Genomic DNA, 14,113 nt, shown 5'->3' with positions numbered 1-14,113 from the left:
TGCGACGCTGCTGACGGCCGCCTTCACGTCCTCGGGCAGACCGTTCCAGGTTTCGAGCGCGGTGGTCAGATAGGTCGGCGAATAAACGTGACCCGTGAGGCTCAGATATTTCTGAACTTCCTGGAAATTGGCACCGACGATGTTGGTCAGAGGGTTCTCCTGACCGTCCATCGTACCGGTCTGCAGGGCGACGAACACTTCGGAAAAGGCCATCGGCGTCGGATTGGCACCCCATTCCTTGAACATCGACACGCGCCATTCGGAAGAAGGCGTGCGGATCTTCAGGCCGTCCAGATCGGCCGGCGTGTTGATCGGGCGGCTGTTGTTGGTGATTTGCCTGAAGCCGTTTTCCCAGGTGGAAATGACATGCAGTCCGGCGGCTTCCGCCTTGGGAGCCAGCTCCGTCTTGACGAGATTTGTGTCAATCGCCTTCAGGTGCTCACGGTCCTGGACAAGGAACGGCATGTCGAACAGGGCGAATTCAGGTGCCACGTTCGTCATGATCGAGGAGATCAATGTGAACTGAACGGTACCGAGACGGAGCTTCTGCATCAGCTCTTTCTCGTCTCCGAGCTGAGCGTCGGCGTAAAACTCGATCTTGTGCGCATCGCCAAGACGGGCTTGGAGGTCGTCAGCGAATTTCTGGGCACTGCGGCCCTGGAGGCTGTTCGACGCCGCGCCCACCGCAACGATATAGGTATCGGCATGAGCCGCGGCCGCGCCAAAGGTAAAGACGGACGCAAGCAGCCCCGCGCAAAGGCTTTTGTGCAACTTATTCATACTGTCTCCTCCACTTTCAGGACCCGCAAGTTGGATTGGTGGCGGATCCCCAATAGCAGTCGGTCTATCTGAAAACAGGATAGCCGAATAATGGGAATGTCGGATCGGTCGATAACCAAATGGAATTGATTGGGGTGCTTTTGAAAACCAGCCTGGTTGCATCTAACTTGCCCTGCGGTGCCGGCGATCGAACCCATTCCGCTTCAGTTGCATCAAATACGTCACAAACGGCTGCAAGGATCGGACTGGTGATAACAAGTCGGATAGACGGCGTTCCGATATGTCTACCCGAGGGGCGAAAACCCGGGAAATTCAAGCATGCATTATGGGGAGACCTCAAGGGTCCGGCATGATAGGTCCGCCAATCCCCGGAACGTCGTCGCAATCGTACCTTCGCTGATGTTACCTGCGGGCCGAAATACTTTGACTGCGTAAACACATGAGGGGCGTTCGGACCGAAAACAGGTTCGTTGTGGCGGCGCTCCAGTTTCACGGCTCAGGAATGTTCACCAATGTATCTCCTGTGTTAACAGCCAAAAGCATGTCTCACCGTGCTCCCGCAGAGACTTGCGAGCGGGAACTGAACCAGCCGCTCAAAACTGCGCGACGGGTTCACGGAGGTTGATCCAGGTGCGATCGGCCGGAAATGGATGTCGTTGAACTCTCATGCTTCAACGACACCGGTCTTTGGCCGCGCAATGTTTGGATTGTCATTGAACGCCCGGTCCGGCCGGAGCAGCAGAGAAGCCGGAGGCGAACTGTGACCTGGTGCCGCCGAACGGCCTTGAAACCCGCAAACGCTTTGCAAAATTTGGCGGAAAACGCTCGGATTTAACCCGTGAATTTCGGCAAGAACGCCCACGACGTTTGCGGACATGGACTGCGTAAACGGTTGTTTTTTGGAAGAGTGATGGTGCTGCAGGAGAGATTTGAACTCTGTGTTTTTCATTAATAACTTAATGATTGCAATTAGTTGTCAGGTGTGGGGTTTGGTTTTTGTAAATGCATTTTGTATACGTCTTTGTTGTCGATAACGCCCGCACATTTTCACGTGCAGGCGTTGTTTTTCCGTCAAGTCAATTTCCGTTGCTGTCGTGCGACCGTTCAATCAGGTCGACGCCCATCTGCCGGAACAGGTCCAGATAATCCAGCAGGACCCAGTTCTCCATGATCTTGCTTTCCGAGCAGCGATAGAAGTCCATGACCCTGAGCGTCAGGGACTTGCCGGTCGCCTTCACGCCCAGGTAGTCGCCCTGGTGCGTCATTGTCATCGAAGGCCAACCGCTGACGGCGGCAAAGTTGCCATCACCGATGCGGCAATAGTGATTACCGCCGACGCGGTCCGGGAAGGCAGTGAGGAAGGCCGCGCGGTGATCCTTTTCGAACCCACTCCAGCGGTAATTGGAACCGATGCCACCAGGGCCGTACCACAGCATGTCGTCATGCCAGTAGCCGTCATCTCCCGTCTGACCCTTCGAGGTAAAGGTTTCCGGATCGAAAGCCTTGAGGTCGGCCAGCATTGCCTCGCAAAGGTCGAGTGTCTTTTCCCCGTCCGCCTGACCGGAAGGTAGAACGCCATCGTGCGTCGCGGGGCCCGGAAAGAGCATTTCCGTACCGAGCTTACGGGGCAGGGGGAAGCGTCCCGCCTGACGCATGAGGTCAAGCAGGTCAATGATGATCCTGGCCTCCGAAATGCGACCGTCCGGTTCGACGCGGTAGAACTCGCCGGATCGCAGGAATGCAAGGTGGCCGGACGGCCGGACTCCGAACAGCGGCTTTTCGAAATTGCCGACATAGTGGGTCACGCTGGCAACCCAGTGTCCGCCGGGCGCGCGCCGGTTAGGTCCGCCGATAAAGATCTCGTCCCGCCGCCGCACATTGGAAAGGGCTGCCTTGAGCGGTTCGAAAAATCCTTCAATCACGGCTTCCCGGCGGTCAAGCCGGTTGACGGGATATGCCACATCGAACACCGCGTCTTCGGACAAGTGCCTGGCAAAAAGGGCTTTTGCTTCGTCGGCCGAGGCCGTGAGGATGGTGTTCAGGAAAGTGTAGGGCGCGCGCCGGAAGTCTGACATCTGAGAGCCTGTGAGTGTTGGAACGCAGGAGGCATGATCGCCGATTTGCATTCGTATGCAAAAAAAGATTGCCAAATCTCATTCGCTGTGTCTAGATATTTTGCATACGAATGCAAATTTGGCCCGCGGACGAAATCAGGAGGGGACGCAGTGGCTGAAATTCAGCTCAAGAACGTATCGAAACGCTGGGGGGCATTTGTCGGCGTCGACAGTTTCGACCTGACCATTGCCGATCGTGAGTTTCTTGTCCTGCTCGGCCCATCCGGTTGTGGCAAGACAACGACCATGCGGATGATCGCCGGTTTGGAGGATGCCACGGACGGCGAGATCGTTATAGGTGACCGCGTCGTCAACGATCTCGACCCCAAGGACCGGGACATAGCCATGGTGTTTCAGTCCTACGGCCTCTACCCGAACATGAATGTCTACGAGAACATTCGCTTTCCGCTGAAAGTCCGCAAGATCGACCCGGCCTCTCATGACGAGCGGGTGATGCGGGCGGCTGAAATGGTCGAGTTGACGGATTTCCTGCATCGCAAGCCGGCGGAACTGTCCGGTGGCCAGCGTCAGCGCGTGGCTTTGGCGCGCGCCATCGTGCGCGAGCCGAACGTCTTCCTGATGGATGAGCCGCTGTCGAACCTTGACGCCAAGCTGCGCGTCTCGACCCGGGCCCAGATCAAGAACCTCCAGCATGAGCTGAAGGTGACCACGATTTACGTGACGCACGACCAGATCGAGGCGATGACGTTGGCGGACCGGGTCGTGGTGATGAAAAGCGGGGTCATTCAGCAGGTCGGAACGCCGACCGACATCTATGACAAGCCCGCCAACACGTTCGTCGCCGGATTTATCGGCTCCCCGGCCATGAACCTCATGGAAGGCATGCTGAATGACGGAACCTTTAGCGGCAAGAATGTCTCGATCAGCGGCCTTCCCGGTCCTGACGGTCCAGTCGTGTTGGGCTTTCGCGCGGAGGATGCGGCTGTGGCCCGACCGGGCGAAAGTGCCGAGATCAGCGCACCGGTATACACCATGGAACTGCTCGGCGACGCCACCATGATCACCGTCAAGGCCGGAGGCGCGCTGGTCTCCGTGAAGGCGCTCAAGGATTTCCGTATCGAGATAGACGAGACCGTCGGTCTCAGGGTTCCGGCGGATATTTGCCACCTATTCCACCACGAGACGGGCGCGCGCATCGACGCCTGAATACCCGTCCAGCCGGCGTAATGCCAACCAAACCAGAGGCGCCAAAAGGCGCTTGGAACAGCAGGGAGACCTGAGAGATGTTGAAGAAATTGCTTCTTGCCGGCGCCATGTCGCTGGCGGTCACAGGGGCGGCGAGCGCCTGCGACTTTGAAAACACGGTGCCTGTAAAGTCGCTGACCGCGGGCTTCGAAGCCTGGAAGGCCGTGACGGACTACATGGCCAAGTGCGGTAACTTCGAGGCAGAACTCGACCAGGAGTTCCGCACGAAACAGCCGGCCGCCTTTGCGGCCGACCCGGCGCTCTACCAGATCGGTGGCGTCGCCAACGGAACTCTGGTCCCGCTGCTCAATGAGGGCACGATCCGTCCGCTGGATGATCTCGTTGAAAAATACGGTCAGAACCTGACCCCGAACCAGCTCATCAAGATCGACGGAAAAATCATGGCGGTCGCCATGATGGTCAATGCCCAGCATCTGATGTACCGCGAGGACATTCTGACGGATCTCGGCATACCGGTGCCGAAAACCTATGACGAAGTGCTGGCTGCGGCTGAGAAGATCAAGGTGGCCGGGGTGGTTGACTATCCGATCGGCGGCACCTTCAAGACCGGCTGGAACCTCGGCGAGGAATTCGTGAACATGTATCTGGGCATGGGCGGAGAGTTCTACGCTGACGACAACAGCCCGACCATCGAGAACGAGCAGGGCGTCGCAACGCTGGAGATGCTCAAGAAGCTGACCGACTACATGGATCCGGAATATCTGGTGTCCGACAGCACCTACGTCCAGCAGCAGTTCCAGCAAGGCAAGATTGCCATGGCAAACCTGTGGGCCTCGCGTGCCGGCGCCATGGACGATCCGGATGAATCCCAGGTGGTCGGCAAGGTCAAGATGGCCGGTGCGCCCACGGCGGACGCCCGCGCCGCGTCGACCCTTTGGTGGGACGGCATCGTGATTGCCAAAAACGCAACCGACGAGCAGGCGGAAGCCGCTTTCCGCGTTGCCATGAACGGCATGACACCGGAAATGGTGAAGGCAAACAACGACGTGGCTGTCTGGCTGGTTCAGGGATATGAGCCAGGACCGCTCTCGCTCGGTGTGGTGCAGACTGCCGAAGCCGGCGCCGTGCCGTATCCGGCAAGTTCACAGATGGGCCTGATGCATACGGCGCTCGGCAATGGCGTTGCCGATTACCTGACCGGTGCCAAGGACGCCGAAACCACCCTCAAGGACATTGCCGCGGCCTACACGACCTCGGCCAAGGAAGCCGGACTGATCAAGTAATTCGGCGGCAACTTGGGAGAGGGTGTTCCGCTCTCTCCCATCAACTCAATGGACACACAAGCAGGGGAGGGCTGCATGAAATTCAAGACCTTTGCCGCATTTGTCGGCCCGTCCATATTTCTCATGCTGCTCTTCATAGCCGCGCCGCTCGTCAGCGTTTTCATGCAGAGTTTCTATATTACGCAGCCGGTCTTTGAGACCGTCGAAGTTGAGACCTGCACACCCGGGTTTCCGACGCAGACCTGCGTGACCGAAACCAAGACCCAGCCGGTGCTGGGCGAAGACGGCAAGGTCGTCACGGCCGTCAAATATGTCGGGCTGCAAAGCTACCGGAACGTCCTGGAGCCGGACCGGGCCTGGCAGGCCCTGAAAGCACTGGACTTCAAGGCGTTTCTGACCATCGACTTCTGGAAGGCGCTTCGGTTCACCCTGACCTTCACACTGGTAACGCTTCCCCTCGTGATAGGTGCCGGTCTGGCGATCGCAATTACGGTCAATAACGCCACCCGTCTGATACGTGGCCCCATCATCTTCGTGTCGCTTCTGCCGTTCATCATCACGCCCGTCATCGGCGCCCTGTCCATCCGTTGGCTGTTCATCGGCGACGGCATCATGACCGCTTTCCTGGAATGGTGGCTCTCGCGCGACATTTCCATGTTTGCGCAGGGCTGGACCATCGAGCTCCTCATGATGTTCTACCGGGTCTGGCATGTGGCGCCCTTCGCCTTCGTCGTCTTCTATGCCGGCCTGCAGACGGTCAACCAGGACACACTTGAATCGGCGGTCATCGACGGAGCCAGCCGCTGGGAACGGCTGCGCTATGTCGTCATACCGCATCTGATGCCGCTGATCGTCTTCATCTCGCTGATCCACCTGATGGACGCTTATCGGGTGTTCGAGGAGATCGTCGGCTTCTCCAGCCAGGCGCACCGGATTTCGCTGCAATGGCTGACTTATGACTTCCTGACACCGGACGACAGCGGCAACCGCTCGATCTCCCGCGCATCCGCCAGCGCGATGCTGACCATGATCGGAATTGTCGTTCTGCTGGTGCCGCTGCTGCGCAAGACCTGGCGCGATCACAGGGGAGGACGGGTATGAGCCTGCCGAAATCCATGCAGCAGCCGATAGCGCTGCGCCTTTCTAGCGCCGGTTTCCTGGCATTCTGGTGTCTGCTCGCAAGCTTTCCGATCTTCTGGATCGCGGTCATGAGCTTCAAGGATCCGGTCGACGCCTTCGCCGCCAACCCGCTGGACGTGGTGTTCGGTCCGGAAACCGTCGCGACGGGCCGAGGGCTGTCGATCTTCAGCATCATTGCCGGTATCGCGATGCTGTGGGGAACGGTTCACCTGGCCCTCAACACGCTGCCGAAACTCATCAAGCAGTATAGTCCGCCGCACCTGATCGTTGCCGCTTGGGTCGTGGGAGTACTCGTCTTTGCACTCGCCTTCCTGATCGTCTTTTTCGGCATTCTTCCGCCGGTCCTCGGAGCCTTGAATTCAGTGCTCGGGCCTTTCGGCAAACCGGTCCTCGGCCTCACGACCGAGCATTACCGGGCCGTCTGGGTGGACAATGCCTTCTACGAGAACTTCATCAACTCGCTGATCATCACGGCAGGTGTGGTGACCGTTTCCCTGACCGTCGGCACGCTTGCCGGATATGGCCTTGCCCGATCCGGCTCCGGTCTTGCCTTCTGGATCCTGATCGTGGCGCTTGTCTTCCGCGCCCTGCCGCATTCGGTTCTGGTCGCAGGCTACCTGCCGCCTTTCATCAACTCGGCCGAAATCCTGCGCCCGCTCCTTGGCGATGCCGCGCCGACACTTTACGGCAAGCCATGGGCGGTGATCGCTGTTCTTGTCTCGATCAACCAGCCGTTCACGATCTGGATGTTGCGGTCCTTCTTCCAGAATATTCCGACAGAGCTGGACGAAGCGGCGAGAGTTGATGGCTGCACGCATTTTCAGGCGTTTCGCTGGGTGATCATGCCGGTCATGTGGCCGGGTGTGATCACCACGGGCCTCTTCAGTTTCCTGCTGGCCTACAACGATTATCTGGTCTGCTCGCTGCTGCTGGATGCGCAGAACCAGACCATGGTTCCGGCGATTGCCGGCTATTTCAACCGGGAAACTACCACGACCGATCAGGTCGAGGCGGTAGCGGCCGCCGTCTCCATCACGGCGCCGCTTTTCCTGCTGGTCATGATCTTCCAGCGCCAGATCGTTTCCGGGCTGACAGCGGGAGCGGTCAAGGGATGAGCGTTTTTCCGATCGAACCCTGTCTGGGCCGCCATCCGGCCCGAAACAGGCTGCCCCGTGATCTCCCGTCTGATCCCTGTCCTGTGAGCAAGGAGGATCAGACATACCAAGAGGAGATTTGCAGATGAAGGGATCGCGTCCCGAACAGGCGGTCTTGAGCCGCGGCACGGATATGAGCAAGACGGAAGAAACCCGCAGCGTCATCGAGGGCATGGTGGATGGTCTCAACGATCACCGCATTGCCGACATCGGCGAATTCTTTGCCGAAGGTTTCCACTGGATGGGCAATTTCGGCTGCGGCACCAAGACCGGCCTGAAGGAATTTCAGGACAATTGGCAAAAGCCGTTTCAGGCGGCGTTTTCCGACAAGGTCTGCGTGGATGAGGCGCGGCTTTACATGGGGGAATGGGCGGCTGCCTTCGGCAGGCAGGAGGCAACGCATTCCGGCGAGTTCATGGGCCTCGCCCCGACCGGAAAGCGCGTCGAGATCCGCTACATGGATTTCTGGAAGGTCGAGGACGGCAAGATCGTCGACAACTGGGTGATGGTCGATTTTCCGCATGTTCTGGCCCAACTCGGCAAGGACGTCTTTGCCGGTGAGGGGTGGGAAGCCTTTGACCGCGGCGAGCGTGTTCCGCCCGCGCCGGAGAAGGCCGCTTAAACGGTCACGCGCGGTCTTTCTCCTTGTTTGGAAAGCCGCTTGAATGAAATGCATACGTATGCAAGTGATGACTGGCAAGAGCGCAAACCGGGCCGGATCCGAAAGGAACGTCTTCGGTTCGCGTTTCGAAAGGGAAGAAACATGGCGATTGAATATCTGAAACGCGGCAAGCCGGAAACCGAGCGGTCTGAGGATGACGCCAAGGTCCGCTCCATCGTGGAGGCAACGCTCAAGCAGATCGAAACGCGGGGCGATGCGGCTGTCCGCGACCTGTCGGAAAAGTTCGACAACTATTCGCCGGCCTCCTTCCGGCTTACCCCGTCCGAGATAGAGGCACTGATGAACCAGGTCTCGCCGAGGGACATGGAAGACATCAAGTTCGCGCAGGAACAGGTGCGCAAGTTCGCGCAGGCACAGCGCGACTCCATGCTCGATATCGAGGTGGAAACCCTGCCCGGCGTGATCCTCGGTCACAAGAATATCCCGGTGCAGTCCGTCGGCTGTTACGTGCCGGGCGGCAAATTCCCGATGGTGGCTTCGGCCCATATGTCGGTTGCAACCGCCTCGGTTGCGAAGGTGCCGCGCATCATTGCCGCGACGCCTCCCTTCAAGGGGGCACCCAACCCGGCGGTGATTGCTGCCATGCATCTGGGCGGGGCGCACGAGATCTATGTCCTTGGTGGCATCCAGGCAATCGGTGCCATGGCACTCGGTACGGAAACCATCGATCCGGTGCACATGCTGGTCGGTCCGGGCAACGCCTTCGTGGCGGAAGCCAAGCGCCAGCTCTTTGGCCGTGTCGGCATCGACCTCTTTGCCGGCCCGACCGAGACCATGGTGATCGCCGACGAGACCGTTGACGCCGAAATGTGCGCGACCGACCTGCTGGGGCAGGCCGAGCACGGCTACAATTCGCCGGCAGTGCTGGTCACCAACTCCCGCAAGCTGGCAACCGAAACGCTCTCCGAAATCGACCGGCTTCTGAAAATCCTGCCGACAGCGGACACGGCCTCCAAATCCTGGGAAGACTACGGCGAGGTGATCCTGTGCGACAGCTATGACGAGATGCTTGCCGTCGCCGACGACATTGCGTCTGAACATGTCCAAGTGATGACCGACCGGGACGACTGGTTCCTGGAAAACATGACCTGCTACGGCGCCCTGTTCCTGGGCCCGCGCACCAATGTTGCCAATGGCGACAAGGTGATCGGAACCAACCACACGCTCCCGACCAAAAAGGCGGGCCGCTACACCGGCGGGCTGTGGGTCGGCAAGTTCCTGAAGACCCATTCCTACCAGAAGGTCCTGACGGACGAGGCGGCAGCCGAAATCGGTGCCTATTGCTCGCGGCTCTGCCTGCTCGAAGGCTTTGTCGGTCATGCCGAACAGGCCAACATCCGGGTGCGCCGCTATGGCGGCGCCAATGTCCCTTATGGCGAGGCCGCGGAATGAGCATGGACAGGCATACCCGGCACAAGGTGCTGATCGCCCCGCTCCGGGCCGCGATGTATGACTTCGAGGAGGCCTCCGTCCGCAAGGCACTTGCAGAGGTCTGTGCCCCGGACGTTCTCTTCCGGCTTTGCCATCCCTTTGGCGATACCACCGGTACGGACGCGTTCTACGACAAGGCTTATGCACCGCTTCTCAGGGCCATTCCGGATCTGGAACGCCGCGATACCATCGTCATGGCGGGTCCGACACCGGAAGGGCACGATTGGGTCGGCTGTGGTGGTTACTACACCGGCTCGTTTGAAGGACCCTGGCTCGACATCCCGGCAACCGGCCATCAGGTCGCCATGCGCTTCCACGAGTTCTACCGCTTTGAAGGCGGCAAGGTGGTCGAGTTCCAGGCACTCTGGGACATTCCGGAAGTCATGATGCAGGCGGGCGCATGGCCGATGGCACCGAGCCTTGGCCGCGAATGGCATGTGCCGGGGCCAGCCACCGAGGACGGCATTGTCCCCGGGCCCTATGACGAAGAGGCCGGCCGGGCAACCTGCCAGCACATCATCGACATGCTGGAACACCTGAAGAAACATCCCTCGGAAGGTGGGCCGGAAGTGATGGAAATGCCAAAATTCTGGCACCCGCGCATGAGCTGGTACGGACCGTCCGGCATCGGCACGGGCCGCGGCATCAGGGGCTTCCGCAACTGGCATCAGATCCCGTTTCTGAACGGAATGCCGGATCGCGGGCAGTATGTCGACGATATCGAATACCACTTCTTCGGCGACAGGAACTATGCCGCGGTTACCGGCTGGCCGAACATGATCCAGACCGTCACGCATGACGGCTGGATGGGCATTGCGCCTTCGGGCAAGAAGATCACCATGCGCAGTCTCGATTTCTGGCGCGTGGAAAATGGTCTGATCCGGGAAAACTGGGTTCTGGTCGATCTTCTGGACGCTTACGCCCAATTGGGTGTTGACGTCTTCCACCGGCTTCGGGAATTCAACAAGGCCCGACCGGGCTTTGATCCAGAAACAGGAGTCGCACTGACATGATCGACCTGCCTTCCACTCCCAGTTTTTCCCTTGCCGGCAAGAAGGTGCTTGTGACCGGAGCCTCTTCCGGCATCGGGCTTGCGTGCGCCACCGCGCTTGCGGAAGCGGGGGGCGAGGTCGTGCTGGCCGCCCGGCGCAAGGAAAAGCTCGCCGAAGCTGTCGAGGCTATGTCGGCGAGGGGATGGAAGGCCTCGGCTCTGCAGCTGGACATTGCGGATGTCCTGGAAGTCGAGACCAGCGTCGCGCGGCACGGCCCCTTCGATGTTCTGGTGAACAGCGCCGGTCTCGCCCGACATACGCCGGCGGTGGAGACGACGCCGGAAGATTTCGACGCGGTCATGAACGTCAACCTGCGCGGCGCCTATTTTGTGACCCGGTGCGTCGCCAAAGGATTGATCGCGGCGGGCCGGCCCGGATCTCTCATCAACATGTCCTCCCAGATGGCGCATGTCGGCGGTATCGACAGAGCCGTTTATTGCGCCTCGAAATTCGCGGTCGAAGGTTTTACCAAGGCGATGGCTCTGGAGTTCGGGCCAAAGAAGATCCGTGTCAACACCATCTGCCCGACCTTCATTCGCACGCCCTTGACCGAACAGACCTTCGACAATCCCGAACGGGTCAGGTGGATCGAGGAAAAGATCAAGCTTGGCCGGACCGGTGTCGTCGAGGACATCATGGGCGCGGTGCTTTATCTGGCAAGCGACGCTTCGTCGCTCGTCACCGGAACCTCGCTTTTGGTCGACGGAGGTTGGACGGCGGACTGATGAGCAGCGAGAAAGTCACTTCCATTGAAGTTGCCAAGCGTGCCGGTGTCAGCCAGTCCGCAGTGAGCCGCGTCTTTACGCCCGGTGCATCCGTTTCGCCCAAAATGGCGGAAAAGGTGCTGAAAGCGGCGCAGGAACTCGGGTACCGTCCGAACTTTCTGGCGCGCTCCCTCATCACGGGACGTTCGCGGATCATCGGCCTCGTGGTCGCCTATCTGGACAACCAGTTCTATCCGGACGCCCTGGAGAAACTCTCAAACGCTCTGCAGGCACACGGCTATCATATCCTTGTCTTCATGGTCTCCAACGACGATGCCAGCGTCGACAAGGTCATGGGAGAACTGCTCGACTATCAGGTCGACGGCATCATCACCGCCTCCGTTGCCATGTCCAACGATCTCGCCGCCCGCTGTCAGGCCGCAGGGGTTCCCGTCGTCCTCTTCAACCGCGGCCAGGATGACGCGCGGCTCAATCAGGTCACGTCCGACAACTTCGAAGGCGGGCGCAAGATTGCGGAATTCCTTGTTGCCGGAGGCCACAAACGGATTGCCCATATTGCCGGCTGGTCCGGTTCGTCCACCGGACGGGATCGTGAAGCCGGCTTCCGAGCCGGTCTGAAAACTGTCGGCCAGGAACTCGTTGCCTGCATAGACGGAATGTACAAGCGCGAAGCCGCCGCTGCCGCCGCGCGGGAAATCTTTTCCGCCGAGGACCGACCCGATGCCGTCTTTGTCGGCAACGATCATATGGCTTTCGCGGTGATGGACGTGCTGCGGTCCGAACTGAAGCTCGATGTACCCGGCGACGTTTCCGTCGTGGGCTACGACGACGTCCCGCTTGCCTCCTGGCCCGCCTATGACCTCACCACCTTGCGCCAACCGTCCAACCGGATGGTCGAGGCAACGGTTTCGACACTCCTCGCCTGGATCGAGGAGGGAAGCCACGAAGTTCAGAAAATCAAGATCGGCGGACCGCTGATGATCCGCGGTTCCGCCCGCATACCCAAAGGATGGCCAGATGAAAGGCTTTGACCCGCGCTGGAAGGATTTTCCCGACTACATCATCGGGATTACCAAGGAGATCTGGGAAGATCGCAAGATTGCGACCCTGCATCACTATTACTCGGAAGACATCGTGGTGCGCTCTCCCGCGTCCGTTGTCGTTGGCAACAAGGGGGTGATCGGCGCCACGATGGCAACCCTGTCCGAATTCCCCGACCGGACGTTGTTCGGGGAAGACGTGATCTGGTCGGGATCTCCGGAGGAGGGCATGCTGTCCTCGCACCGGATCATTTCCACCGCGACCCACCTCGGCGACGGCGTTTACGGCAAGGCAACGGGCCGGAAGCTTAAGTACCGGATCATCGCCGACTGCCACGCCATCAACAACCAGATCAATGATGAATGGCTGATCCGCGACCAGGGGGCGATTGTTCGCCAGATGGGCTGGGACCCCAAGACCTACGCGCAGGATCTGATTGCCCGCGAAGGCGGTCCGGACGCCTGTGTCCGGCCGTTCACCCCCGGGATCGACAAACCTGGCCCCTACAAGGGCAAGGGCAACGACAACGAGTGGGGCGGGAAATACGCCGACGTCCTGACGCGGATCATGGGCGCCGATATGGCGGTTATCGAGGCCGAATATGACCGTGCCTGCCAGCTTGCCTATCCGGGCGGCGTCGCCGGTTACTCCTGGGGCGATGCGGACCGTTTCTGGATGGGGCTTCGCGCCAGTTTTCCGTCCGCGGAGTTCAGGATCGAGCATCAGATCGGCCGTGACGATCCGCTGATGCCGCCACGAGCGGCCTTGCGCTGGTCGCTGCACGGCAAGCACGACGGATGGGGCGTCTTCGGCGAGCCGACCGGTGCGGAGGTCTACGTGATGGGCGCGGCGCATGCGGAGTTCGGTCCCTGGGGCCTGCGCCGCGAATACGTTCTCTTTGATGAAACCGCGATCTGGAAGCAGATCGCATTGAAAACCGGCTGAATGATCAGCTTGAAACCCAAATAGGTCCAGTCATGACCCCTGAAGAAATGGAAGCCCGGATCGTCCGCTACGGCGATCTGAAACCCTGCCGCACCGCCTTCATCGACGCCCACACGCCGGGCTCGGACAGCAAGGAGAACTTCACCATCATCGGCGGCGGTGTTTCCGAAAGCCCGGACCAACATGTCCACATCAAGGAAACGCCCGGCTTCAACATCGGTGCGGCGGGCCAGCCGCCGAAGTGCCGCAACTCCCTGCATTCCCACACGACGGCGGAAGTGTTCTTCGTGCTGAAGGGGCGCTGGCGGTTCTTCTGGGGACGCTGGGGCACGGCCGGCGAAGTGGTGCTGGAAGAGGGCGACATCTTCAACATTCCGACCGGCATCTTCAGAGGGTTTGAAAATATCGGCACCGACTACGGCATGATCATGGCGATTCTCGGCGGCGACGATGCCGGCGGTGGTGTCACCTGGGCACCGCAGGTGATCGAAGATGCCAGGGATCATGGTCTCGTTCTGGGTGAGAACGGCGTCCTTTACGACACCAAGAAAGGCCAGTCCCTTCCGGAGGGCATCAAGCCGATGCCGCTGCTGAGCGAC

At 59.8% G+C, this 14,113-nt stretch carries 13 protein-coding genes; 11 read left to right on the top strand and 2 right to left on the bottom strand.

Annotated features, from left to right (window positions below):
- The coding region (locus ACQY7U_RS01345; RefSeq protein ID WP_428641197.1) for a TRAP transporter substrate-binding protein at positions 1 to 780 on the bottom strand (780 nt) is incomplete at its 3' end.
- Between the two features lie 1,076 nt (positions 781 to 1,856).
- The gene (locus tag ACQY7U_RS01340) at positions 1,857 to 2,855 is read right to left on the bottom strand and encodes an ester cyclase (protein WP_428641195.1); all 999 of its coding nucleotides are present in this window, start codon (positions 2,853 to 2,855) and stop codon (positions 1,857 to 1,859) included.
- Positions 2,856 to 3,005: 150 nt separating this feature from the next.
- On the opposite strand from ACQY7U_RS01340, the gene ACQY7U_RS01335 reads away from it, so the two are divergent.
- From ACQY7U_RS01335 to ACQY7U_RS01285, 11 genes are all read left to right on the top strand, one after another.
- Positions 3,006 to 4,061, top strand: coding sequence for an ABC transporter ATP-binding protein (locus ACQY7U_RS01335; RefSeq protein ID WP_428641193.1), 1,056 nt, complete (start codon positions 3,006 to 3,008; stop codon positions 4,059 to 4,061).
- 77 nt (positions 4,062 to 4,138) lie between these two features.
- Positions 4,139 to 5,344, top strand: coding sequence for an ABC transporter substrate-binding protein (locus ACQY7U_RS01330; protein WP_428641191.1), 1,206 nt, complete (start codon positions 4,139 to 4,141; stop codon positions 5,342 to 5,344).
- 75 nt (positions 5,345 to 5,419) lie between these two features.
- Positions 5,420 to 6,445, top strand: coding sequence for a carbohydrate ABC transporter permease (locus ACQY7U_RS01325; RefSeq protein ID WP_428641189.1), 1,026 nt, complete (start codon positions 5,420 to 5,422; stop codon positions 6,443 to 6,445).
- A complete protein-coding gene (locus tag ACQY7U_RS01320) occupies positions 6,442 to 7,599 on the top strand; it encodes a carbohydrate ABC transporter permease (RefSeq protein WP_428641187.1) in 1,158 nt (385 codons plus the stop codon). The genes ACQY7U_RS01325 and ACQY7U_RS01320 overlap by 4 nt, the downstream gene beginning before the upstream one ends.
- 124 nt (positions 7,600 to 7,723) lie before the next feature.
- Positions 7,724 to 8,260: an ester cyclase gene (locus ACQY7U_RS01315; protein WP_428641186.1), complete on the top strand. Its 537-nt coding sequence runs from the start codon at positions 7,724 to 7,726 to the stop codon at positions 8,258 to 8,260.
- A gap of 141 nt (positions 8,261 to 8,401) precedes the next feature.
- Entirely contained in the window at positions 8,402 to 9,712 is a 1,311-nt protein-coding gene (hisD, locus tag ACQY7U_RS01310) for a histidinol dehydrogenase (RefSeq protein ID WP_428641184.1), read from the top strand.
- 2 nt (positions 9,713 to 9,714) lie between these two features.
- Positions 9,715 to 10,764, top strand: coding sequence for an ester cyclase (locus ACQY7U_RS01305; RefSeq protein ID WP_428641182.1), 1,050 nt, complete (start codon positions 9,715 to 9,717; stop codon positions 10,762 to 10,764).
- A complete protein-coding gene (locus ACQY7U_RS01300; protein ID WP_428641180.1) occupies positions 10,761 to 11,528 on the top strand; it encodes an SDR family NAD(P)-dependent oxidoreductase in 768 nt (255 codons plus the stop codon). The genes ACQY7U_RS01305 and ACQY7U_RS01300 overlap by 4 nt, the downstream gene beginning before the upstream one ends.
- Complete coding sequence (locus ACQY7U_RS01295) at positions 11,528 to 12,559, top strand: LacI family DNA-binding transcriptional regulator (protein WP_428641178.1); 1,032 nt, start codon at positions 11,528 to 11,530, stop codon at positions 12,557 to 12,559. Before ACQY7U_RS01300 ends, ACQY7U_RS01295 begins: the two co-directional genes overlap by 1 nt.
- Positions 12,546 to 13,514 carry an ester cyclase gene (locus ACQY7U_RS01290; protein ID WP_428641176.1) on the top strand — a complete coding sequence of 323 codons (969 nt, stop codon included), beginning with the start codon at positions 12,546 to 12,548 and terminating at the stop codon, positions 13,512 to 13,514. The genes ACQY7U_RS01295 and ACQY7U_RS01290 overlap by 14 nt, the downstream gene beginning before the upstream one ends.
- A gap of 32 nt (positions 13,515 to 13,546) precedes the next feature.
- The coding region (locus ACQY7U_RS01285) for a cupin domain-containing protein (RefSeq protein ID WP_428641174.1) at positions 13,547 to 14,113 on the top strand (567 nt) is incomplete at its 3' end.

Source organism: Roseibium sp. (assembly GCF_050301095.1).
In the GTDB taxonomy this organism is placed as follows: Bacteria; Pseudomonadota; Alphaproteobacteria; order Rhizobiales; family Stappiaceae; genus Roseibium.
Note: the sequence above shows the minus strand (reverse complement) of the source record. Positions and strands in the feature narration are given on the sequence as shown.